The 23,270-nt window shown below is 40.0% G+C and carries 22 protein-coding genes; 13 read left to right on the top strand and 9 right to left on the bottom strand.

The genetic code is table 11. From position 1 onward, the window contains the following. Positions 1–30: 30 nt before the first annotated feature. The 3 genes from PIECOFPK_RS09835 to panC form a co-directional block, all read right to left on the bottom strand. The gene (locus tag PIECOFPK_RS09835) at positions 31–1,212 is read right to left on the bottom strand and encodes a trans-sulfuration enzyme family protein (protein ID WP_330975317.1); all 1,182 of its coding nucleotides are present in this window, start codon (positions 1,210–1,212) and stop codon (positions 31–33) included. Positions 1,213–1,277: 65 nt separating this feature from the next. Continuing rightward, the gene (locus PIECOFPK_RS09830; RefSeq protein WP_330975316.1) at positions 1,278–1,703 is read right to left on the bottom strand and encodes an OsmC family protein; all 426 of its coding nucleotides are present in this window, start codon (positions 1,701–1,703) and stop codon (positions 1,278–1,280) included. Positions 1,704–1,784: 81 nt separating this feature from the next. After that, a complete protein-coding gene (panC, locus tag PIECOFPK_RS09825; RefSeq protein WP_330975315.1) occupies positions 1,785–2,636 on the bottom strand; it encodes a pantoate--beta-alanine ligase in 852 nt (283 codons plus the stop codon). 85 nt (positions 2,637–2,721) lie between these two features. On the opposite strand from panC, the gene PIECOFPK_RS09820 reads away from it, so the two are divergent. The 11 genes from PIECOFPK_RS09820 (at position 2,722) to PIECOFPK_RS09770 (ending at position 14,741) form a co-directional block, all read left to right on the top strand. After that, positions 2,722–3,534 carry a glycogen/starch synthase gene (locus tag PIECOFPK_RS09820; RefSeq protein ID WP_409965752.1) on the top strand — a complete coding sequence of 271 codons (813 nt, stop codon included), beginning with the start codon at positions 2,722–2,724 and terminating at the stop codon, positions 3,532–3,534. 42 nt (positions 3,535–3,576) lie between these two features. Then, positions 3,577–5,103: a DUF4270 family protein gene (locus PIECOFPK_RS09815; RefSeq protein ID WP_409965751.1), complete on the top strand. Its 1,527-nt coding sequence runs from the start codon at positions 3,577–3,579 to the stop codon at positions 5,101–5,103. An 85-nt stretch (positions 5,104–5,188) separates the two neighbouring features. Then, on the top strand, positions 5,189–6,442 hold the full coding sequence (metK, locus tag PIECOFPK_RS09810; protein WP_330975312.1) for a methionine adenosyltransferase: 1,254 nt from the start codon (positions 5,189–5,191) through the stop codon (positions 6,440–6,442). A gap of 260 nt (positions 6,443–6,702) precedes the next feature. After that, entirely contained in the window at positions 6,703–9,309 is a 2,607-nt protein-coding gene (gene gyrA / locus PIECOFPK_RS09805) for a DNA gyrase subunit A (protein ID WP_409965750.1), read from the top strand. 47 nt (positions 9,310–9,356) lie between these two features. Then, positions 9,357–10,679, top strand: a complete 1,323-nt coding sequence (locus tag PIECOFPK_RS09800) for a hypothetical protein (RefSeq protein WP_330975310.1) — start codon at positions 9,357–9,359, stop codon at positions 10,677–10,679. Positions 10,680–11,153: 474 nt separating this feature from the next. Further along, the gene (locus PIECOFPK_RS09795; RefSeq protein ID WP_330975309.1) at positions 11,154–11,585 is read left to right on the top strand and encodes an RrF2 family transcriptional regulator; all 432 of its coding nucleotides are present in this window, start codon (positions 11,154–11,156) and stop codon (positions 11,583–11,585) included. A gap of 11 nt (positions 11,586–11,596) precedes the next feature. After that, entirely contained in the window at positions 11,597–11,989 is a 393-nt protein-coding gene (locus PIECOFPK_RS09790) for a group III truncated hemoglobin (RefSeq protein ID WP_409965749.1), read from the top strand. Then, positions 11,986–12,432 carry a hypothetical protein gene (locus tag PIECOFPK_RS09785; RefSeq protein WP_409965748.1) on the top strand — a complete coding sequence of 149 codons (447 nt, stop codon included), beginning with the start codon at positions 11,986–11,988 and terminating at the stop codon, positions 12,430–12,432. Before PIECOFPK_RS09790 ends, PIECOFPK_RS09785 begins: the two co-directional genes overlap by 4 nt. A gap of 127 nt (positions 12,433–12,559) precedes the next feature. Further along, positions 12,560–13,015, top strand: coding sequence for a MarR family winged helix-turn-helix transcriptional regulator (locus tag PIECOFPK_RS09780; protein ID WP_330975306.1), 456 nt, complete (start codon positions 12,560–12,562; stop codon positions 13,013–13,015). Positions 13,016–13,341: 326 nt separating this feature from the next. Then, entirely contained in the window at positions 13,342–13,770 is a 429-nt protein-coding gene (arr, locus tag PIECOFPK_RS09775; RefSeq protein WP_409966818.1) for an NAD(+)--rifampin ADP-ribosyltransferase, read from the top strand. 71 nt (positions 13,771–13,841) lie between these two features. After that, a complete protein-coding gene (locus PIECOFPK_RS09770; RefSeq protein WP_409965747.1) occupies positions 13,842–14,741 on the top strand; it encodes a serine hydrolase in 900 nt (299 codons plus the stop codon). Positions 14,742–14,745: 4 nt separating this feature from the next. Here the strand turns inward: PIECOFPK_RS09770 and PIECOFPK_RS09765 are convergent, their stop codons facing one another. Together PIECOFPK_RS09765 and PIECOFPK_RS09760 are read right to left on the bottom strand one after the other, a co-directional pair. Continuing rightward, positions 14,746–15,951, bottom strand: a complete 1,206-nt coding sequence (locus PIECOFPK_RS09765; RefSeq protein WP_409965746.1) for an NAD(P)/FAD-dependent oxidoreductase — start codon at positions 15,949–15,951, stop codon at positions 14,746–14,748. 14 nt (positions 15,952–15,965) lie between these two features. Further along, a complete protein-coding gene (locus PIECOFPK_RS09760; RefSeq protein WP_330975302.1) occupies positions 15,966–16,472 on the bottom strand; it encodes a pyridoxamine 5'-phosphate oxidase family protein in 507 nt (168 codons plus the stop codon). A gap of 224 nt (positions 16,473–16,696) precedes the next feature. Between PIECOFPK_RS09760 and PIECOFPK_RS09755 the strand changes: the two genes are divergently transcribed. Beyond that, positions 16,697–17,113, top strand: coding sequence for a DUF6157 family protein (locus PIECOFPK_RS09755; protein WP_330975301.1), 417 nt, complete (start codon positions 16,697–16,699; stop codon positions 17,111–17,113). Between the two features lie 67 nt (positions 17,114–17,180). Here PIECOFPK_RS09755 and PIECOFPK_RS09750 read toward each other — a convergent pair whose 3' ends face one another. The 3 genes from PIECOFPK_RS09750 to PIECOFPK_RS09740 all read right to left on the bottom strand — a co-directional run bounded on the left by PIECOFPK_RS09750 (position 17,181) and on the right by PIECOFPK_RS09740 (position 20,075). Continuing rightward, positions 17,181–18,134 (bottom strand): SPFH domain-containing protein, encoded by a 954-nt coding sequence (locus PIECOFPK_RS09750; protein ID WP_330975300.1) that lies wholly within the window; start codon positions 18,132–18,134, stop codon positions 17,181–17,183. A gap of 120 nt (positions 18,135–18,254) precedes the next feature. Next, entirely contained in the window at positions 18,255–19,502 is a 1,248-nt protein-coding gene (gene pepT / locus PIECOFPK_RS09745; RefSeq protein ID WP_409965745.1) for a peptidase T, read from the bottom strand. Between the two features lie 117 nt (positions 19,503–19,619). Further along, positions 19,620–20,075: a peptidylprolyl isomerase gene (locus tag PIECOFPK_RS09740; protein ID WP_330975298.1), complete on the bottom strand. Its 456-nt coding sequence runs from the start codon at positions 20,073–20,075 to the stop codon at positions 19,620–19,622. A gap of 175 nt (positions 20,076–20,250) precedes the next feature. On the opposite strand from PIECOFPK_RS09740, the gene fmt reads away from it, so the two are divergent. Further along, positions 20,251–21,195: a methionyl-tRNA formyltransferase gene (gene fmt, locus PIECOFPK_RS09735; RefSeq protein ID WP_409965744.1), complete on the top strand. Its 945-nt coding sequence runs from the start codon at positions 20,251–20,253 to the stop codon at positions 21,193–21,195. Between the two features lie 77 nt (positions 21,196–21,272). Here the strand turns inward: fmt and PIECOFPK_RS09730 are convergent, their stop codons facing one another. Further along, complete coding sequence (locus PIECOFPK_RS09730; protein ID WP_409965743.1) at positions 21,273–23,129, bottom strand: SH3 domain-containing protein; 1,857 nt, start codon at positions 23,127–23,129, stop codon at positions 21,273–21,275. Positions 23,130–23,270 lie beyond the last annotated feature (141 nt).

The following is a 23,270-nucleotide window of genomic DNA, read 5'->3' as shown; positions in this document are numbered from 1 at the left end:
CCTCTTTATTGAAAATTGCAATTACATTATTTATGCTTTCTCCAATGCTTGCTCAATGTCATAGATGATATCATCCACATGTTCCAGCCCTACTGAAATACGTATTAGTCCGGGAGTGATACCTACTTTCTGCCTTTCTTCTTCCGAAAGCTTGGAGTGTGTGGTGCTTGCCGGATGTGATGCTATACTGCGACTATCTCCCAAATTAGGAGTCAAAGATAAGATTTGAAGATTGTCCATAAAACGACGGCCACTTTCCAAACCTCCTTTTATTTCAAAACATACAATACCTCCTCCCGCCAGCATTTGTTTTTGGGCAATGTCGTACTGGGGGTGGGAGGGGAGGAATGGATATTTCAGCCATTCCAGCCTTGGGTGGTTTTCAAAGTGCTTGGCGACGGTTAGGGCATTCTCCGAATGCCGCTGAATTCTTACGCCTAAAGTCTCCAGACTTTTTGATAATACCCATGCATTAAATGGGGATAGTGCCGGCCCCGAATTACGACAAAACAGATAAATGTCATGTACCAATTCCTTGCGACCTGCTACTGCACCTCCTAATACACGTCCTTGTCCGTCAATCCATTTAGTAGCAGAGTGTATTACCAGATCAGCACCGAAATCTGCAGGAGTTTGCAAAAATGGAGTAGCAAAACAATTATCTACATTAAAAATAAGTCCATGCTTTTGGGCAATGGCTCCCGCTTTTTTAAGATCTATGATCTCTAATTGAGGGTTGGTAGGCGTTTCCAAAAACAACATTTTGGTGTTAGGCTTAATATGCGCTTCCCAATTGTCGATATCGGCAGCGCCTACCAGGGTATATTCAATTCCAAAGCGAGGTAAAAATTTGGTTACTACTGTATTGGTACCACCAAACATCGATCGGCAGCATAAAAGATGATCACCCGTCTTCAGCAAAGCCATGAAGGAACTAAATATGGCCGCCATACCGCTTGCAGTGGCAAAACCAGCTTCGCATTTTTCCAGTAAAGCAATTTTATGTGCAAATTCATCTACTGTGGGATTACTGTAGCGGCTATAGATATTATCATCCGTCTCGTCCGCAAAGGCCGCGCGCATGGCTTCGGCTGATTCAAATGCAAAACTACTGGTTAAAAAAACGGGTGTAGAGTGTTCCATTTGGTTAGTACGCTCCGTCTGCGTACGTACAGCAATTGTAGACGGATGGAGTTTTCTCGTATTGTCCAACGTGATTGTAAGTTTTAAGAATCCACAATAAATACCACAACATACCTAAGCGTGTTGTAGCAATACTACGCTTTGTGTACGATAACTTGTGTCTTGATATCGGCGCCGGCTTTGGTTAAGGTAATCGCTACAGAACAGTATTTGTTAAGCGATATTTCCACCGCGCGTTTTGCTTTATCTTCATCAACATCACCGGTTATCTCAAATATCATTTCAATGTTCTTCCATAAAGAAGGCTCTACATTAGGTTCGCGCTCACCGTTTACAGTTACTTCATAATTGGTGATGGTTTGTCTTTGTTTTTTTAAAATACTAATAACATCAATACTAGCACATGCGGCCAGCGCATTTAGTAAAAGATGCATGGGGCGTGCTCCATATTCCTGTCCCCCCATCTGAGGATTGGTATCGGTTTTTACCACCGTGCCATTCTCATTTATGATATCAAACCCGTATTCGCCATTAACTCTTTTTAATTTAACCGTATTCATCGATTTATATTTTGGGACTCAAAAATATTTTAATTATACCAGCTTTCCTAATGCGACCATTGTCTATTTAAAAAGATAAAATTAGGATAATATCATGTTATCAATGAGCCTTACATTACCTAAATAAGCTGCAATCAGTGCTACTAGAGGAATCTTGCCATCCCAGTGATGTACAGGTTCAAGTGTGATCGCATGTGCCACGGCTACGTAATCTACCTTAAATCCTTTTTGTTCCAGTTGTTCTTTAGCACGTGATGTGAGTATATCGGTGCCTCCTGGCTTTATACTTTGCTTTATAAACAATAAGGATTGATAAATTGTTGTAGCCAACGCTTTTTCGTCTTCTGAAAGTCTCAAATTACGACTACTCATTGCCAGCCCGCTCTGCTCCCGTACGGTAGGAACTATATGCATCTCGATATTGCTGAATGCTGGCTGAAGGGCTATAAGCTTTTTTATCACCATGCATTGCTGATAATCTTTTTGTCCGAAAAAGACTTTATTAGGGTGTATAATCGAAAAAAGTCTATCAACAACCTGACATACCCCCTGAAAATGTCCGGGACGGTAATGGCCTTCAAACAGTGTTTCTAATACGCCCAAATCATAAGTTTGTTGTAGCTGTGTCCCTGATGGATATATCTCTTCCACATCCGGGTAAAACAATACAGCACATTGTTCATTCAGCAATGCCAATAGATCATTCTCTATTGTTTTAGGATATTTTTCCAGATCATTCTTATCATTAAATTGTGTAGGATTTACGAATATGCTTACTACACTTATATCTGAATGAGTATTACATGCTCTTAATAAAGAGAGGTGTCCTTCATGCAAAGCGCCCATAGTTGGAACAAATCCGATGCTTTTCCCTTCCTTCCTGCTATACGATATATATTTCTGAATGTCAGCTACTTTATGACATACTTTCATTATAATATTTTTTAATGCATAATCTTATTTAAGGCAATTTGCTCATAAATCAGTAACTTTGCAAACTTTAAAAATTACATAAACGATGTCAACAAAGAAAAGAATTTTATTTATAGCCAATGAAATGTCGCCATATTTAGAGTTGACAGAATTCTCTGAAATCGTTAATAAGCTCGCGATAAAGGCTAATGATAACGGATTTGAAGTGCGTTGCATTATGCCTCGATTTGGAGTTATTAACGAGCGCCGGCATCGTTTGCATGAAGTAGTGCGTTTGTCTGGTATAAATGTTACGGTAGATAATGATGATTTACCGCTTCAAATAAAAGTGGCTTCATTACCGAGCGCCCGTTTGCAAGTGTATTTTTTGGAAAATGAGGAGTTGTTTAAAAGGAAAACGCTTTTCCATGATGAAAATGACAAATGGTTTTCCGATAACGATTTGAGGGTAGTGTTCTACTGTAAGGGTGCACTGGAAACGGTGAAAAAATTCGGATGGAGCCCCGATGTAATTCACTGTAGCGGATGGATGACAGGTTTGATTCCTGCATATTTAAAAACAGCTTATAAAAAGGAACCGGTTTTTGCACATAGTAAAATTGTTTACACTATTGGCGAAACTACTTTTAAAGAAAAACTGGGTAAAGGCTTTATCCCCAAAGCGCTTATTCATTCTTCTATAAAAGAAAAAGATCTAGAGCCCTTTAAGGAGGGTACAAATGTAGCATTGATGAGGGGAGGAGCTACCTATGCCGATGCGATTACTTTTGGAGCTGCCAATGTAGATAAAAAGTTGTTGGCCGAGTTTACAAAAGTAAGAGGCAAAAAAACCCTCCAGTTTAAGGAAGATTCCGATTTAACAGAGTATTTACAACTGTATCACGATCTTGCTGAATAATATTTAAATTACTAACCCTATCTTAGCTTCAAATATTTGCAAGTGAAAAGGTATTTTCTTCCGGTACTGGGAATTTTTTGTGGAACATTGATCGCCACTTTGCTCTCTTGTAATAAAATCAACCTCCCAACGGAATTGGGATTGGATCTTATTCCTCCGGTTGACAATATACATACTTTTGATACTACCATTGAGGTCGAGACCTATAATAAAATTTTCACTTTCGCCGATGATTCGGCCCGATCCATTCTTACTGATGAGCAGTTTCTCGGCGTGATGAATGATCCCAGTTTCGGTAAAACCGAAGCTCAGATGTTTTTCCAGATTGCACCCGCAAGTGGTAAGAGTACTTTAAAAGGTGTTATGGGAAAACGTTATATTGACTCTATCGTCTTATCTGTGCGATATATTGAAACATACGGCGATACTACCATTCCACAAACCATAAATGTTTTTGAAATTTCGGGAACTGATAATTTTAAATATAGTGGTCTGAATAGAGACTCTGCATATTCAATACGAGAACAGCCTGTATCGACTGTAGGTTTTTTGGGTAGTAGGCAGATTGTACCACAAACCTTGAATGACTCTATTCTAGATATCCGTAACGGTAAGGACACCGTTATTGTAGCCAATCAGTTGCGTATTAGACTTAATGATGAGTTTGGACAGCGATTACTGGATTATGATACAACGGGTGTAAACGATGCTTTTTCTACAGATTCGGCATTTCTCACCAAAGTAGCGGGGCTAGCACTGAAGCCGGCAGTAGGAACCTCCGGCAACGGATTAATGGGATTTTATCTAGACGACACTGCTACACGTGTAACAGTGTATTATCGCTATGAAAATCCCAGCACTCCCGGAGATATTGATACTGCTGTAGGATATTTTATATTCACATCATCCAAACGACTTGCAACGGCTAATTATATCGCTAGAGATTACAGCTCCAGCGAGTTATTACCGGTGGCTAATGATAATGTACCCGACCCTATTGTGTATATTCAGAACACTCCCGGAACCTATGCGGTAGTGAAGATACCCGCACTTCCTTTACTTAGCAATCGCATAGTACACTTGGCTGAGTTACAGATGGAGCAGATATATGATGTGAGTGATACTATGTTTTCGCCACCGCCGATGTTGTTTATGGACACCTATGATACCTCCGCTATAAAATATAAGACTATTCCTTACTCGGTAGAGAACGTCTACCTATCTGTAGCGGATATGGTAGGTACCTACTTTACTATTGGTACAGCTGGTTATATATCCCTAGGTGCTTATCCTTTCTATACGCTCGATCCATTAAGCACCCGAGTAAGACAGTGGAGGTTTAATCTCACTCGTTATGTTCAAAACGTAGTAAAAGGTATAATTCAACCCAGCGATTTGCGTCTGTACACTACTTACGACCTAGTGGTAAAGAACGGAAATCCCGATGGTGGAGATACCAAGGTGATTGTACAAACCACTGATGCCCCTGCAAAAGGTCGTGTACGTTTGGGCGGAGGCAATCACCCCACTCAGAAAATGAAGATGCGAATCGTCTACTCCAAATTATAATTCTCAGAACAAATTTCATACACACGGGTGCAGATGTTATATTTGCACCCGATTAATTTACTAGACTTCATTAATTCAATATTCAATGCCTTACTTATTTACCTCGGAGAGTGTTTCTGAAGGCCATCCGGATAAAGTGGCCGATCAAATATCAGACGCACTGATAGATAATTTTCTGGCGTTTGACCCACAGTCTAAAGTGGCTTGCGAAACGTTGGTAACTACCGGACAGGTAGTACTTGCCGGCGAAGTAAAGTCCAAAGCTTACTTGGATGTGCAGGACATTGCTCGTAGAGTGATCAGCAAAATCGGCTATACGAAGAGCGAGTATATGTTCGATGCCAACTCTTGCGGTGTTTTATCGGCTATTCATGAACAATCGCCCGATATTAATCAAGGGGTTGATAGAAAAAATAAAGAAGAACAAGGAGCCGGGGATCAAGGGATGATGTTCGGTTATGCCACCAATGAAACAGAGAACTACATGCCTCTTGCCTTGGATTTGGCACATACATTACTCATTGAGCTGGCTGCTTTGCGCAGAGAAAATAAACAGATTAAGTATCTGCGTCCCGATTCAAAAAGTCAGGTGACGTTAGAATACGATGATAACAATAGACCGATCAGAATTGATACTATCGTAATCTCGACACAGCACGATGAATTCGATACCGAAGCGAAGATGCTGGCTAAGATTAGCGAGGATATGAAAACAATTCTTATTCCTCGGGTAATCAAAAAATATCCAAAATATCGTAAGTTATTCAATGATCAGATCAAGTATTATATCAATCCTACCGGTAAGTTTGTAATTGGCGGACCTCATGGCGATACCGGCTTAACAGGTCGTAAAATCATCGTAGATACCTATGGCGGTAAAGGCGCCCACGGAGGTGGTGCTTTTAGTGGTAAAGATCCTAGCAAGGTTGACAGAAGTGCTGCTTATGCTACACGTCATATCGCTAAAAACCTAGTGGCAGCCGGATTGTGCGATGAAGTACTTGTTCAGGTATCTTATGCCATTGGAGTAGCGAAGCCCACCAGCATTAACGTAAACACTTATGGTACGGCTAAAGTAGCTCTTACCGATGGTCAAATCAGTAGAATTGTAGAGACCCTTTTTGATATGCGCCCATACTTCATCGAAAAAAGACTGAAGCTGCGCAATCCTATTTATAGCGAAACTGCAGCTTATGGTCATATGGGACGTAAAAATGAAGTAGTGGAAAAAACCTTTGTGTCTCCCGATGGCAAAAAAGTCATCAAAAAAGTAGAATTGTTTACCTGGGAGAAACTAGACTATGTGAGTAAAGTAAAAAAAGCCTTCAATTTGAAATAAACGCCTTTTATTGACCGTGTCGGTCTCTGATCGAAACTACAAATACCTGCCCGCAACGGCAGGTATTTTTGTTTTAAAAAGACGCCTTTGGGCTATAAAAAACAAGCTTTTTGCTCGTTGATTTCTGGTGTATAAAAAGGGCCAAAAATCGGGCTTTTATATAGCACAATTCAGTCATAAAAGATTAAATTTGCGAAGATCACAACGATCGTTTACAAACAGTATAATCATCTTTAAACTATCAGAAAAGAATATCTTAGATGGAAGAGAATCAGGAGCCACAGGAACAAGAAACCAGCCGTATTATACCCGTTAATATAGAAGAGCAAATGAAATCGGCCTACATCGATTATTCGATGAGCGTAATTGTAGGTCGTGCCTTACCCGATGCCCGAGATGGTTTAAAACCTGTACATCGCCGCATATTATACGCCATGAACGAATTAGGCCTGCAACATAACAAGGCCTATAAGAAATCTGCACGTGTGGTAGGGGAAGTGCTGGGTAAATACCATCCACATGGCGACTCGTCTGTATACGATGCTATGGTTCGTATGGCGCAGGACTGGAGTATGCGTTATACGCTTGTCGACGGACAGGGTAACTTCGGTAACCAAGACGGTGATGGACCAGCGGCGATGCGTTATACGGAGGCCCGACTGGAAAAATTGGCCGAGCATATGCTCGACGATATCGAAAAAGATACTGTTGATTTCCAGCTCAATTTCGACGATTCGGAAAAGGAGCCCACCATACTGCCTACCAGAATACCGCAGCTCTTAATCAATGGGGCTAGTGGTATTGCCGTGGGTATGGCTACCAATATTATGCCTCACAACTTAAGTGAAGTTATAGATGGATGTGTGGCATATATTGATAATAAAGATATTACGGTTGACGAACTCATGCAGCACGTGAAGGCGCCCGACTTTCCTACTGGTGGCATTATCTACGGTATGGAAGGAGTGAGGGCTGCCATGCATACCGGTAGGGGAAGAGTGGTGGTAAGAGGCCGCGTGCGTGTAGAAACAAAGCCCAGTGGTAGGGAACAAATCATTATTTCCGAGGTACCCTATCAGGTTAATCGCGATTCGCTTACCAATCGCATCGGGGAGCTTGTCAATAACAAGATTATCGAGGGTATTGCTCATGTTAATAACGAATCGAATAATAAAGAAGGTACCCGTATCGTTATCGACCTCAAACGCGATGCAATTGCTAACGTGGTTATCAATCAGTTGTATAAAAATACCGAACTACAGACTTCTTTCGGTATCAACAACGTAGCTATTGTAAAAGGTCGTCCTAAGGTGTTAAACCTTAAGGAAATGATTGCTGAATTCATCGAGTTCAGGCACGAAGTAGTGGTACGTCGTACTAAGTTCGAGCTTCGCGAAGCCGAAAAACGTGCCCACATTTTACAAGGTTATTTGATTGCATTAGATCATCTCGATGAAGTTATCCAGCTGATACGAAATTCTGCAACCCCTGAAATAGCAAAAGAGAATCTGATAAATGCGGGTTGGGGTATCGATGAAGTTCAGGCAAAAGCCATTCTGGAATTGCGCTTACAACGTCTTACCGGAATGGAGCGCGATAAGATCAAAGCAGAGTACGATGATTTGGTAAAATTAATTGCCCATCTCAATGAAGTGCTTTCTAACGAGGGTATGCGCTATGATATTATCAAGAAGGAACTTTTAGAAATAAAAGAAAAATATGGAGATGAGCGTCGTACAGAGATTACCTATCTTAATGATGAAGTTAGTATTAAAGATTTGATTAAAAATGAAGATGTTGTAATAACAATATCTCATCTGGGATACATTAAAAGAACACCTGCCGATGAGTATCGTGCACAACGCCGAGGTGGTCGTGGCGTAAGAGGAGGAACCATCAGGGAGGAAGATTACATCGAACATCTATTCATTGCATCTACTCACCATACCTTATTATTCTTTACCGAAAAAGGTAGATGCTACTGGCTCAATGTATATGAAATTCCAGAGGGTGAAAAGGCTGGAAGGGGCCGTGCCATTCAAAATTTGATGCAGCTACCTCCGGATGATAAAATTCGAGCTATTATCGATGTCAAGGACTTGAAAGACCAAGACTTTGTAAAATCACATAACATTTTACTTTGTACAAAGAAGGGTATTGTAAAGAAAACCAGTCTTTCAGACTTTAGCCGTCCGCGCCAAACAGGCGTAAATGCCATCACTATTGTGGAGGGCGATCAATTGCTGGAAGCTAAACTTACAGATGGTAATTGCGATGTGATGATGGCCGTTAAAAGCGGTAGGGCTATTCGTTTCTCTGAAGAAAAAGTACGGGCTACCGGTAGGGGAGCCATAGGAGTGATGGGTATTGAAGTAGATGACGAGCATGATGAAGTAATAGGCATGATTTGTGTAAGTAAAAACGAAGAAAAAAATACTACCGTACTGGTTGTTAGCGAAAAGGGATATGGAAAACGTACCGCCATTGACGAATATCGCTTTACTAATCGTGGAGGCAAGGGCGTAAAAACGCTTAATATTACAGAGAAAACAGGTGCATTGGTGGGACTATTAGATGTGACTGAAAACGAAGATCTCTTTATTACATGTAAAAGTGGTATAACCATTAGAATGCCGGTGCAGGATATTAGCGAACTCGGTCGCGCCACCCAAGGAGTAAAACTCATAAGAGTGGATGAAGGAGATGAAATTGCAGCTATCACGAAAATAGATGAAGACGGTATTGATGAAGAGGAGCATAACGAGGAAAATGCCGAAACAACTCCCACATCGGAAAACGGAGTATCTGATAATTCAGAATTATCGGCAGATCCCGAAGAAAATGCACCGAACAATACTACAGAATAGATATAATTTATAATATAATTATGCTTTAGAAAATAAAAAGGAATAAAATGAAAAAAATTATCCTATTAGCATTTGCAGCTTGCTCAACGGTGGGCGTGTTTGCACAGAAATATGATGATATTAAAGGCATGCTTGCTTTGGGGCAATATGCTAAAGCAAAAGAACTATATGACAAAAATTCTGCTAATGAAAAGTTCTTTACCAAACCCGAAGGATACCTAATCAAAGCCGCGATTTTCTCAGCACTGGCAGTAGATGAAAGCAAAGCAGCTGAATCTGTAACTAACAGAAATGCAGCGGACGAGGCTCTGAAAAAGTATAAGGAGCTGGATGCTGAAATGAAATTGTTGGAAGATCCAATATATCGCAATACGCCTTATAATTTGTATGCAGCTTATTTCAATGCTGGAGTAGCCGACATTAATGATAAGAAGTACGAAGATGCTTACGATAAACTAAAAAATACCGTAGAGTATTCAGATTTGCTGATAAGCAAAAAAATTATAGATAAGAAAATGGATACAGCAGCGCTGTATTACGCCGGCTTATTGGCAGAAAATATCAAGCGCCCGGAAGATGCTGCAAAATATTATCTGCGTCTTTCTGAAGCTAAAATTAAAGAATACAATGGTACCAGCTATGAAAGCGTATACCAGGGATTGATGAGATATTATGCTAGCAAAAATGACAGTGAGAATTTTGAAAAATATAAAGCTTTAGGTAAGGAGTTATATCCTGACAGCGAGTTCTTTACTTACTCCATGCTTGACTTTGCATTAGGTAGCTCTTCCGATTTCAACGAGCGTCTCGCCAGTCTCGAAAAGCATATAGCATCCAATCCGGATGATTATAGAGCAAATCTAGCGCTCGCTGAAATTATATACGATACCATCGACTCTCGTAAAGAAGGAGCCGTGCGCCCGGACAACTATGACGAGCTGGAAACTAAAATGATTAATGCTTTGAAAAAAGCAGCTAGCTTGAAGCCTGAGGAAGTACAACCTTATCTGTTGATGGGAGATCACTATCTGCTCAAATCTGAAAAATTCAGAGAGGCAATGATTGCTGCAGAGACTGAAGTAACTAAGAAAGGCTCCAAAGCAACTGCTCAGGATAAGCAAAAATATGCAGATGCTAAAAAAGCGTACAACGAAGTATACGACTTAGCAAAAGATAGTTATGAAAAGGCAGCTGAATTATATGGAAAAATGCCTCAATTGGATGCCAATCAAAAACGTAGCTATCGTGTTATTGCCGGTAATTTGGCAGAATATTATTCTTATAAAATAGAAGATGCCAAGGGTGCCGATCGCGATAAATTTGCCGCACAGGAGAAGAAATGGGATGATCTGTTCAGCAAATTGAAATAAGCATCTTATTGCAATATAAGCCACCCACAAAAGGGTGGTTTTATTTTACAAACATTTATTTAACATAATATAAATTATATGAAAAACTGGAAATAGTTGCGTAAGTCTGTTGGGCATTGCTACTTATTAATTCTTGGTAATTCAATTTTCAGTTCTATCATACCATTTTTCTGATGACTTGCCTTATTAAAAATATAATAGCAGCTATAATAAGGAATGACAGAATAAAAATTTTCACGATAATTAATAAGGATGGTGACATTTCATTGAATATTACAGATGGTTTAAAAAGTGTTACTTCCATAAGTAGCCTTATTAAATGTGATACTAAATGCGCGTGTATTGCTTAAACCTGGCAAAGCCATCGTAGGCTTTAGACCATGCAAAAAATACTTGCAATGCAATTTTAAAATAAAGGACAAAAATATCCTTTATTTAATTATTTGACTATCTTTGCACTAATAATACTGATTCATGTTTACCAAATCCTGTGAATATGCCATTCGTGCGGTGATTTTTATTGCGCAGCAAACTTATGCGGGAACCAAAACCGGTGTAAAGGAAATTGCCATCAACATAGATGCTCCCGAGCATTTTATAGCTAAAATTTTGCAAGAATTGGTGCGTAAAGGACTGATACAATCTGCAAAAGGGCCTAATGGAGGTTTTTACCTCGACGATAATGCGCTTCACCATTCACTTGCCGATATTGTAAAAGCCATTGATGGCGAAAAATTATTTCACGGTTGTGCTTTGGGTTTAAGACAATGTTCCGAAAGCCACCCCTGCCCTCTGCATAATGAGTTTAAACAAGTACGCAACAAGCTTACAAAAATGCTAGAATCGGCTACAGTTAGCACATTTGTACATGCATTAGAAAACAATCAGGCCTTTTTGAAACAATAAAATTCGCAATAATGAAAAATGATATTCGTTCAATAGAAGATATTCGGTCGCTCGTAGATACTTTTTACGGAAAAGTAAGAAATGATGCTACCATTGGCCCTATATTCAATCAGGTGATTGAGGACCGCTGGCCAGAGCATTTGCAAAAAATGTATCGCTTCTGGCAAACTGTATTGCTGGGAGAGCATACTTATTTTGGCAGTCCTTTCCCTCCTCATGCACAGCTGCCTATCGACCGCACCCATTTCGCTATTTGGTTAAACCTATGGCACGAAACCGTCAATGAGCTTTTTAACGGTGAAAAAGCAGATGAGGCCAAATGGCGCGCTGATAAAATGGCTGCCATGTTTATTACAAAAATTGAGTACTACAACAATAATAGTGCTGCAAGACCATTGATATGAATAGGAAACATACCTACGCTCGATCTGTAATAATAGCATGTATCTTTATCTGGATGGGGTTTGTATGTGCTATAAGTTTTATGGAAGCCTGGCTAAAGTTTCGTGCACAGGGTGTGACATTACCTATAGGATTAAGTATTGGACAGCTTGTATTTAGAGCCTTGAATAAAGTGGAATGGACATTGGCTTTTGTCATTAGCGTTTGTTGGTTACGGGATAAGCAGCTACTAAAAGCTAAGCTATCTTACTGTGTTGTAATTTTATTATCCATCTTAATAGTTCAAACTTTCTACCTACTACCAGAACTGAATGCACGCATCGATTTGCACTTACAAAACCTAGATATTCCCCAATCAAACTTACATATGTGGTATGTACTGTTAGAGGTTTTAAAAGTGATGAATTTGATAACAATTGGTGCGTATTTATTGAACCGTCAATAGGCAAAATGCTTGAACATCATAATCAGCATTTCTCTATAGTTATTTCGAAAGTGATACTATAAAATTTATTAGAAATTGCATATTTTATTTATCTTTACAATTAATATTCTTAATTATAAAGATAATAATGAGCAATAAAGAAATTACCTCCCTCCGTAAACTACACCAACAGTATTCTTACACTTTGCTACAAATGCACGAAGCTATCGGGCGAAAGGCAGGTATGTCTGGAACAGAACATAAGTATTTGGGATTTTTACTACAAAAAGGCGCTATGACGGCAGGAGAATTTGCTTCCCTTACGGGACTCACCACGGGTGCTGTCACCAATGTTATCGATCGTTTTGAAAGAAAAAAACTGGTAAAAAGACAAAACGATCCGTTGGATCGCCGTAAAGTAATTATCGTCCCGGACATTGAAAAAATCAAGGCACTCATACTCCCGCTTTATGAAGACTTCAGAAAAGAAACAGATCGATTGTTTATGAGCCTTGATGAGCAGCAGCGAGCATGGTTACAAACTTATTTTACGAAATCCCTAGCCATCATGAACCGAAAGATCGAATCTCTAAACGAAAAATAAAAATAAGACCTATGGAATTTAACCCGCATAACCCTATTATTCGCCTCTGTACAGCCGGAACCGATAAGCTAGAGCTAGGAAATATTTTAGAAGCCACAGAAATTTATAAACGTGCCTGGGACGAAGCCAGTCATGACTTCGAAAAATTCATTGCTGCATTCTTTATGGGAAAAGTACAACCCTCCCCTTCCTCTGCATTGCAGTGGCTAAGGCTTTCACTTGAGCATGGATTAAAAGTAAACAATCTGTCGGTGCAAAGTGCATTGCCCTCTCTCTATACAATGATAGCTGATTGCTATGGCAAATTGGATGATGCCGAAAAAGAAATCCAATACCGACAGCAAGCTGAACTTGCCGGAAAAAACATTCCGGATAAGGGGCCCTTTTATCATGGCACTAGAGCCGATTTACAACTCGGTGATTTATTGGTACCAGGAGGAGTATCTAATTATCAGGATGATCTGGTGATGAACCACATTTATTTTACGGCACTGATCCCGGGCGCGGGATTAGCTGCCGCGTTGGCAAAAGGCGATACGCCTGAGCGCGTATATATTGTAGAGCCTACAGGAAGTTTTGAAAACGACCCCAATGTAACTGATAAAAAATTTCCCGGCAATCCTACTCGTTCTTATCGTAGTGCACACCCGCTGAAAATCGTAGGCGAGGTGAAAGACTGGCCACGTCTGCCTTTGGAGGAGATTACAAAATGGAAGGAAAGATTGGCTAAAATGGAAGGTAAGATTATTAACTAAAGCCAGAGAGCAATTTAATTTTTCTAAGGGAGCTTATGGGCAATCGGTTAATTTTGTCTCAAATTTTTACTATGAAAAAATCCTTCCTACTAATTGCCTTTTGCTGTCTGTATACTATAGGACAAGCTCAGAAAGAAGATAAAAAGCTTAAAGCCCTTATTGAAACTGCCATCAGCGGATTTCAGGGTGATATTGGTATTTACATACAACATCTCAAGAAAAATAAATACGTTGCAGTTAATGCAGATACAATCTTCCCTACTGCCAGTATTGTAAAAGTACCCATTCTGGTAGGAGTATTTCAAAAGATCGCTCAGAACGAGTTAAAGCTTTCGCAGGAATATATTTATGATGCCAAGCGTGCCTATGGCGGCTCCGGTCTGATGCAGTTTTATAAAGACAGTGCGAAAACCGATTTATCTACCATGATCTCGCTGATGCTGACCTATAGTGATAATGTTACTTCTATCTGGCTACAGGAACTAGCCGGCGGTGGTGCAACGATTAATGCTTTAATGGATAAATTGAATTTACCTAATACAAAAGTGAATTCCCGTACGCCAGGTCGTGAAGCAATATGGAAGGTGTATGGATGGGGGCAAACTACACCCCGCGAGATGTCGAAGCTGTTTACGTTAATTCGTCAGGGGAAAGTCATTAGTCCTCAGTATTCGGATAAAATGTATCGATATCTTAAAAACCAGTATTACAACGAGCGCTCTTTATCACAGTTTCCCCCTACTGTGAATACTATTTCTAAAACAGGTTCGGTGAATGCTGCACGTGGCGAAGTGGTGTTAGTAAACGCCCCTAGCGGAGATTTTGTTTTCTGTATTCTGACAAAAAATAATAAAGACCAAAGCTGGACGTACGATAATGAAGCGGAAACGCTAACCCGCAAACTCGCCCACATTATATGGAATCATTTTGAACCTAAGCATGCCTTTACCAGTTATCCACGCATTGAATAACAGCTTAGCGACCAAATGCGAAGTAAGGCGTTAGCTCATGTTTTTTCCCTTTTAACCATGCGGATACCATTTCCATACCGGTTAAGGAAAATGTAATACCGTTACCGCCAAATCCTAATACGAAATAAGAGTCTTTAAAATTCTTATGTGTGCCGATATAGGGTAATCCATCTTTAGTCTCGCCAAAGGTTCCCGCCCAGGCAAAATCTACGTCAAACGGAATGTTGGGAAAAAGTTTCTCAAAAGTGCGTAATAGCTTTTTCTCTTTAGCATTAATAAGTGCATCTCTTTTATCAGGATTTCTAAATTGTTCATCTTCTCCCCCTATTAAAAACCGTCTGTCATCTGTGGTACGGATGTAAGCATAGGGCTTAGAGGTATTCCAGATAAGGATGTCTTTATAATCTCTCGTTTCATCAGGGACCACTTCCGATACAATAGCAAAAGTGCTGATAAGGTTGACAAACTTTTCTCGAATCATATGAGCACTCTCATACCCCACGCAGTAGATTATACGCTTACATTTTATAATAGCGCCGGTATGCAACCTTGCTTCATGCGTGCGTTTACCATAATTAACAGATTGCAATTGAGTTTTATCATACACCGTTAAGCCTTTTTTGACATTATATTGGAGCAGTTCGTGTACCAGCATAAAGGCATCCACACTGGCGCCTTGTGCAGAAAGAATACCACCGTGTGTATGGTGTAAGTCAAACTCTTTTAAGATACTATTCGCATCCAGCCATTGCACATCAAAACCGGCTTTCCTGCGAGCTTCTAATTCTTTTTGCAGCCATGATACATCTTTTTTATAGGATGCAAAGTATAGAGAATCTTTTTTGCGGAACCCTGCCTGAGATTTAATTCGGTGTGTAATATCATACAGCTGATCGATGGCGCGGTAACAGGCTTCATAACTGGCTACAGCGCCTTTCTCCCCTATCATATCGATAAGTTTATACAAAGGGGTATCAATTTCGTATTGCAGCATAGAAGTAGTAGCCGAAGAACTTCCATTCGCAATTTCTCTTTTATCAATCAGGATAGTATCGTAACCATCCTGTATACACTGATGTGCTATAAGGCTACCCGTAATACCTCCGCCCACGACTAGCACGTCGCATGTTGCGTTATGCTTTAATGAAGGGTATGAAGCAGGTAGTCCGTTTTTGATAAGCCAGAACGGCTCATATGATTTTAAGTCCATGTGAGAAAAATAAGTTACAAATTCAATGCTCCTTCCCTGCCAATATCCATTGGCTTTCCGGAAATCGCAGAAGCCGCCATTTTGAAAATAGTGACCAGTTTATTCGATTGTGTATCCCAGTAATGTGCTTCAGCAGGAATTACCTGTAGTACACGAATACGGGGATCCTCTTTACCTTTCTCAAACCAGCTCTCCATCATCTTATTCCAGTATTTATCAATTCTTGCCTGATCCCTTGAAATAACTGCGTTGCCATTCATACTTAAAAACGCATAATCACCCACATGTGCATATAGCAAACTGATTTTGTCATTCTGTTGTAGATTTTGGTGTGTTTCACTTTCTGAAGAAAAAAGAAACCAAATATTGCCTGCTTCATCGATCTCCTGTCTACTCATAGGCACGACATGCGGATAATCCTTCCCCTCTCCAAAGGTACACATCATTCCAATGTCGGTTTTATCTATTATTTCTTGTATCTTATTTATAGCTTCCTGATTGTTTAAATTTTCGGTGCTCATAGGTATTATTTTATTTGATTAACAATATTGATTGTTTATTGAAGGTACTGTTTTTCAAGCGCAATCAGAGATTGGAAAGGGCTATTTACCAAAACTTTAATGAATAGTGTATGGGCATGATTACGATACTACTTATCTGAGTAGGTCCACGTATAAATGTTCATTATACTTTTAAATAAATTTGTTGAGCGCAGCCTAGATGGACACACCCTAAAGATTTTCGTATGAAACAGCATACCACAAACTATATTAATACTTTCATTGAAGTAGCGGAAGATTGTCCGGCGTTGATTGCTGAGGTACCTAAGCAGAAAGGCGAACAAAAAACTGTTGCACTGTTACAATATGAGCTCATCACCAAACATCCTTACAAGTATACTTCGGATGATGTGCTTTTTCAAGTATATGTTACGAAAAACGATATCCCTCAATCGGAATGGAAGAAAGCGCGGGAAATATTTTTCTCAAAAGGTCAGGCTTGTTTAAGAGCCTCGCCCCTCACCAAGCGATATGGCTTTGGTATACATTGCGATGAAAAAGGCAGGATAGCGTTGTATCCGGTGGAATCGAAAGAATATCAGCAATTTTTAAAAAATAAGGATATTAAAAAATTAAAAGCCATGCGCAATTCTCGAAAATAACTGTAGGCAATAAAAAAGCGTAACATAATAGTTACGCTTTTTATAAGTTTAGTCTTGTAGAGAGTACTTATGAATGTTTAGGCGCTTTGGCATCGCTGTCCCCTCCTGCCCCGCGCATCATCATTCCTTGAAATTGTTTCAGGGTTTTTTCCATGCCGTCAGTACTACCATCAAGGAAAATCACATTGCCATTACCATACTCTGCAAAGTTTTTAATGGCCTCAATCCACATACTGAAAAGAATAAAATTGGTATCCAGATTAGCCTGTCTCAATTCTTCAGCAGCAGAGGACATACCTTTTGCCACTTCTTCTCTAAATAAAGCAATACCCTGGCCACGCAATCGTGCTGCTTCACGTTCGGCCTCTGCACTAATTTTAATGGCGTTACCTTCGGCTTCTGCAGCTTTTGTTTTAGTGATTAATAATGCCTGGCCTTCATTTTCTGCAGCAGCCTTGAGGTTATTACTAGCCACTACTTTACTCATCGAGTCGAGGATCATTTTATCAAATGTAATATCGTTGATCTGCAGATCTTGCAAATGAAAGCCCCAGTCACCCAATGTGTGGTCAATTTCATCTTTTACATATTGCACTATTTCGCGACGTAAGCCAAGTACTTCTGCCTGTTTTTTAGTAGCTACAAAGGCACGTACATTACCTTCGATGGTTTTGATAAGAGCCTGCATCAAGTCTCTGTCGCTAATAAATTTAAAAGCCACGCGTTTAATAGTTTCCTCCATCTCATCCTGTACCGCAAAGAGCAGCATGGTTTTAAAATACACGTTAGCTTGGTCTTGTGTTACCGCCTGAAACTCCAGCTCTACTGATCGGTTTTGTATCGAAACTTTTTTAAATACCTGCTCAATAAACGGGATTTTAAAACGGAGTCCCGGACGGGCAATACGTTGGTAACGCCCGAACATGGTAATTACTGCAATATATCCCTGATTTACGGTGTATAAACCACTAAATATAATAATGAGCAATACAACGAGCCACCAATAATTAAGAAGATCCATATGACATCAGTTTTTATAAATTTAAGCAATAAAAACGAACCACCAATAATCAAATGCTATTGGTACAATTGCATGTACTTGCATCCTAAAATCGAAATACTATGGGTACGTAAATCAAATTTAACTATTCTCTTCCCATATCTGTACCAGATTTACCAGCACTTCTACGGATTTCTGCATGTCTTGAATGCTCACATACTCTTGCTTACTATGAAATGCCATCTCACCAGTGAAAATATCGGGACAAGGTAATCCCATATAGGAAAGACGAGAGCCATCCGTGCCTCCGCGTGCACTTTCTTGGTGAAAGGTGACATCGCTTCGCTTCATGGCCTCTTTTACATATTCCGTAACCTGTGGATAGTTTTTTAGAATGTCCTTCATATTACGATATTGCTCTCTACTTTCGAAAGTGTATGATGCGCCTTCGTATCTGCCTACAGCTTGTTTAGCAAATTCTTCCAAACGCTTTTCATGCATTTTGAGCTGCTCTGTTTCAAAATCACGGATAATAAATTGCACGGTCGTTTTTTCTACGGTTCCTTCAATTTGTACGGGATGCACAAATCCTTCACGGTCTTCCGTAGTTTCCGGACTAAAGCTGTCTTTGGGCAGCAGATCCAGAAAAGTTCCGGCCACCTTCATAGAATTGACCATTTTACCTTTAGCTAATCCTGGGTGGGCACTTATTCCGTGAAAAGTAACGATCACAGCATTAGCGCTAAACGTTTCATCGGTATAACTACCGCGGGTGCCGCCGTCTAGTGTGTAGCCGAAATCGGCACCGAGTTTTTTCATATCTACTTTATCCACGCCCCTTCCGATTTCTTCATCTGGAGTAAACAAGATTTTAATGGCACCATGTTTCACATCAGGATGTGTCATAAGAAAGTGAGCTAAATCCATTATAATAGCCACGCCGGCTTTGTCATCAGCACCTAATAAAGTAGTTCCCGATGCTGTAATAATATCTTCTCCAATTTTTTCTTTTAGGTAGGGATGTTGTTTGACAGAGATAACCTGGGTGGGATCATCGGGCAATACAATATCGCTGCCATCATAATGCCGATGTACAATAGGTTTTACGCCTGTACCCGAGCAGTCTGATGATGTGTCCATATGACTGCAGAAACAAAGTACCGGTACTTTCTTCTCTGTATTTGCAGGGATGGTGGCATACACATATCCGTATGCATCCAAATGTGCGTCGGCGACTCCCATCTGCTGCAATTCTTCCACAAGCAGACGACCCAAATCTTTTTGTTTTTCTGTAGACGGAAAGGTATCCGAATTAGGGTCGCTTTGGGTATCAATAGTTACATACTTCAAAAAGCGATCGGCTACGGTAAATACATAATCACTAATCATTCTAGTACAATTTTATTGTGCTAGCTGCAAAACTAGTACTTCACTATCACAAATAACACGAAAACCCCGAATGTCTTACGATAATCCGGGGTTGTGTAAAATAATATTTAAAACTAATTAAGGAGTAATAATCAACGGATTGCCACCGACGATCTCTACCAATTCAATATCAAATATCAAATCCTTTCCTGCGAGCGGATGATTGGCATCGATAGTTACTGATTCTTCTTTAATTTCGGTCACTACAACTTGAAATTGCTGTCCGGTAGAATCGCTCATGATTAAGGGCATGCCTACTTCTAATTGCATGTCTTCTGGGAAACGGTCTATAGGCATGTCAATGATCATTTGATCATTTCTGTGGCCATATGCATCTTCTACGGGTATATTTATAGTTTTCTTCTCTCCTACGGTCATTCCGGTAACACCATCATCAAAACCTTTAATCACCATTCCACTACCTACTTCAAATTCCAGTGGGTCGCGGCCATGTGAACTGTCAAATGTTTCTCCTGTTGCTAATTTTCCGTGATAGTGAACGCGAACTCTATCACCTTTTTTAACTTGTTGCATTATATTCTGTTTATAGTTTACTGATATGGAGGATTGCTGCACTGTGCTTACAAGGCCGCAAACCATAGCTATCAACGTATGAGCAATGAGAAATGCTCACAGTGTGTTTGTTTTATATATCGAAGGTAAGTGTTTTTATGCGTTATTATCAAAAAACCATGCGATATTCGCACCCATGAGCAGTAGTAATTTAACAAAGCTTAGAATTGTATTTATGGGTACGCCGGAGTTTGCTGTAGCAAGCCTGGATGCCTTGGTTAAAGAGGGATGCAATATTGTAGCGGTTGTTACCGCACCGGATAAGCCTGCCGGCAGAGGCATGGAATTGCAGCAAAGTGCCGTAAAAAAATATGCGTTACAAAATAATTTAACAGTTTTACAGCCTGAAAAACTGAAAGCTCCTGAGTTTTTAGATACATTAAAGAGCCTGCAGGCTGATTTACAGATTTGTGTGGCCTTCAGAATGCTTCCCGAAGTAGTATGGAATATGCCCCCTATGGGTACCATTAACCTTCATGGTTCTTTACTACCGCAATATCGGGGAGCCGCTCCTATAAACTGGGCTATTATCAACGGAGAAAAAGAAACCGGTGTTACTACTTTTAAATTAAAGCATGAAATTGATACCGGAAATATTCTATTGCAGGAGCGTTTCCCTATTAGCGAAGAAGATACCGCCGGTACCGTTCATGACAGAATGATGCATATAGGTGCAGCATTGTTGGTGAAAACCGTGAAAGGGCTGGCAGATGGCATTTTGGAAGAAAAACCTCAGGAAGTCCCTCAAGGAACTCTATTGCACCATGCTCCTAAAATTTTTACCGAAACCTGCGTGATTGATGCTCGAAAAACCGTAACAAAAGTATATAATCTTGTGCGAGGATTATCACCTTATCCCGGAGCATTTACCCTATTGGATAATAAAAAATTAAAAGTGTATAAATGTGCCAAGCAAGTCGCACCACATGATAAGGAGCCCGGCACTTTTCATACCGATGGCAAAAATTATCTACACTTGATATGTGCCGATGGATTCCTAGAATTGTTGGAAATACAGCTAGAAGGTAAGAAAAGAATGAAGGTAGAAGATTTTCTGAGAGGATATCGTTTTAATAAATAAATTAGGGGCTATATAATAGCCCCTATTTGAAATTTAATATGTTTTATAATTCAGCGTCGTGTGCTTGTTATAACACTCTAATAAGCTACTCTAACATTGAATTTATCCATATTTCCCGTTCCTAATTTACTAGCTGCCGCTTCACTAATCCGAATATCATATCCTTCGCTGTATTGTACTCCCTTCATCTTCCCCAGCACTTTTGCATATACAAACTTATTATTCTCCGGATTGATGAGCTTCACCACAGTACCGGGAGCCGCATTATCCATGAGCAGATAATATTTACCATCGCTCCAGCCTCTGTCGGTTTTAAAAATTCCGGAGGCAACTAATTGTTCCGATATCAAATTTGGATTTTTGTATTTTTCAAAATCTTCCTTGAAATAACCGGTCTCATCTACAACCCGTAAAGCGCTAGCCGCTACTTCCTGCACGCTTTCTTTCACCTCTTCTTTGGTTTGCGCTGCCGCCAATGCTCTCTCCTGTGCTTCCTGAGCTTTAGCCAATTCTTCCGCTTCTATGGCAGCTGCAGAAGGTTGACCATCGAAAGAAAGAAAACGAGTTGCCACAAATCCATGAGTACCGTCGGTCATTCTGATTTCTGACCATTCATCATCCACCTTACGTACGTAAACAACCTCTTCATCTGCTCTCACTAGGCCAATAACATCTTGGCTAGTGGATGGCCCTTTACGTACATTGATATTGGTAGCATAAGCTTTGGCCTTTTGCTCTACTTTCTGAGGTTCGGGCTGAGTTTCTCTGGGCTTCAAGAATTGTGAGGCGATATATCCTTCTATGCCATCTTTAGTGCGAATGGAGGTCCATTCTTTATTAACCTCTTTAAGGATTTCAATCTCATCATTTTCTTGTGCGATAGCCACTACTTCCTGACTGGTTGAGGGGCCCTTACGAATATTTACATTGGTACCGTAAACTTTCCCTGTTTTAACTGGGGCGGATTTTTTCGTCTCGGTCTTGGCAATAGCTCCTTTAGGAGCGGCTTCAGGTTTCAGAAACTGAGAAGCCATAAATCCTTCTACACCATCCTTGGTACGTATCCAGGTCCAGTCTTTATCAATTTCTTTAAGTATTTCCACGGATTCTCCTTCATTAGCCACGGTCAATACTTCCTGATCTCTTGCAGGTCCTTTTCGCACATTTACACTAGAACCTACAATTTTGGCTGTTTTGATAGCGGCTGTTTTCTGAACAGTGGTTTTAGCCGTTTCTTTGTCGTTTTCGAGCTGCAAAAATTGTGAAGCGATATATCCTTCCACGCCATCACCCGTACGAATGGAAGTCCATTCATCATTCACTCTTTTGAGAACGGTTACTCTATCATCTTTCTGTGCAGTACCCACAACCGGCTGATCGGTAGAAGGCCCTTTACGGATGTTAATATTAGTACCGGTTATCACAGCCACCTGTGTAGGATTGGATTTAGATGATTTAGCGGTTTCTGTATCACTTTGCTGCTTACCTCCTGCAGGAACATTTCCTGTAAAATATCCTACAATAATTTCTTTGCCTTTAGGCGCCACATCACTTCCCAGTTTGTTCCAGCTTTTTAACTCTTTGATAGGAACTTTATTAAAACGATTGCTAATACTAGTTAAATTTTCTCCATCTGAAATGGTATAATAAACCGGGGTTTTCCCTTTTTTCTGAGAAAGATTATTCGCAGTAAGCGGAATTTTCACCTTTTGACCTATTGCCAAGCTTTTATTTACATCAAAACCATTGGCTGCGGCAATTTCCGATACTTTTACGCCGTAGATGCGACTTAAGGAATAAAGCCCCTCTTTAGGTTGTACTTCATGAATAATTACGGCCCCTTTACCCGATTTTTCAGCCACTAGTTTTCCACTCTGGGCTATCGCCAACATCGATACCAAAACAAACCCTACCGACAATAGATACTTCTTCATAATTAAAAACTTGTAAACAAATCTTGCTAGATGCTATGCGAATTTACGACAAACTTTCATGTAGAGAAATACTAGTTCCTAACAGCTCGTTAAAACAATTTGCTTCAAGAATCGTTATAATAGATTAGTTAATAACTCAAA

The organism is Chitinophagaceae bacterium C216, from assembly GCA_028485475.2.
Classification (GTDB): domain Bacteria; phylum Bacteroidota; class Bacteroidia; order Chitinophagales; family Chitinophagaceae; genus Niabella; species Niabella composti.
This window is presented reverse-complemented; position numbering and strand designations above follow the sequence as displayed.

Coding starts and splice junctions, on each gene's coding strand:
- PIECOFPK_RS09760 (WP_330975302.1), bottom strand. CDS start 16,472: ATGAGCACCGAAAATTTAAACAATCAGGAAGCTATAAATAAGATACAA.
- panC (WP_330975315.1), bottom strand. CDS start 2,636: ATGAAAGTATGTCATAAAGTAGCTGACATTCAGAAATATATATCGTAT.
- PIECOFPK_RS09730 (WP_409965743.1), bottom strand. CDS start 23,129: ATGAAGAAGTATCTATTGTCGGTAGGGTTTGTTTTGGTATCGATGTTG.
- PIECOFPK_RS09785 (WP_409965748.1), top strand. CDS start 11,986: ATGAATAGGAAACATACCTACGCTCGATCTGTAATAATAGCATGTATC.
- gyrA (WP_409965750.1), top strand. CDS start 6,703: ATGGAAGAGAATCAGGAGCCACAGGAACAAGAAACCAGCCGTATTATA.
- PIECOFPK_RS09740 (WP_330975298.1), bottom strand. CDS start 20,075: ATGCAACAAGTTAAAAAAGGTGATAGAGTTCGCGTTCACTATCACGGA.
- PIECOFPK_RS09765 (WP_409965746.1), bottom strand. CDS start 15,951: ATGGACTTAAAATCATATGAGCCGTTCTGGCTTATCAAAAACGGACTA.
- PIECOFPK_RS09800 (WP_330975310.1), top strand. CDS start 9,357: ATGAAAAAAATTATCCTATTAGCATTTGCAGCTTGCTCAACGGTGGGC.
- pepT (WP_409965745.1), bottom strand. CDS start 19,502: ATGATTAGTGATTATGTATTTACCGTAGCCGATCGCTTTTTGAAGTAT.
- metK (WP_330975312.1), top strand. CDS start 5,189: ATGCCTTACTTATTTACCTCGGAGAGTGTTTCTGAAGGCCATCCGGAT.
- PIECOFPK_RS09790 (WP_409965749.1), top strand. CDS start 11,597: ATGAAAAATGATATTCGTTCAATAGAAGATATTCGGTCGCTCGTAGAT.
- PIECOFPK_RS09780 (WP_330975306.1), top strand. CDS start 12,560: ATGAGCAATAAAGAAATTACCTCCCTCCGTAAACTACACCAACAGTAT.
- PIECOFPK_RS09795 (WP_330975309.1), top strand. CDS start 11,154: ATGTTTACCAAATCCTGTGAATATGCCATTCGTGCGGTGATTTTTATT.
- PIECOFPK_RS09830 (WP_330975316.1), bottom strand. CDS start 1,703: ATGAATACGGTTAAATTAAAAAGAGTTAATGGCGAATACGGGTTTGAT.
- PIECOFPK_RS09770 (WP_409965747.1), top strand. CDS start 13,842: ATGAAAAAATCCTTCCTACTAATTGCCTTTTGCTGTCTGTATACTATA.
- PIECOFPK_RS09755 (WP_330975301.1), top strand. CDS start 16,697: ATGAAACAGCATACCACAAACTATATTAATACTTTCATTGAAGTAGCG.
- PIECOFPK_RS09750 (WP_330975300.1), bottom strand. CDS start 18,134: ATGGATCTTCTTAATTATTGGTGGCTCGTTGTATTGCTCATTATTATA.
- fmt (WP_409965744.1), top strand. CDS start 20,251: ATGAGCAGTAGTAATTTAACAAAGCTTAGAATTGTATTTATGGGTACG.
- PIECOFPK_RS09820 (WP_409965752.1), top strand. CDS start 2,722: ATGTCAACAAAGAAAAGAATTTTATTTATAGCCAATGAAATGTCGCCA.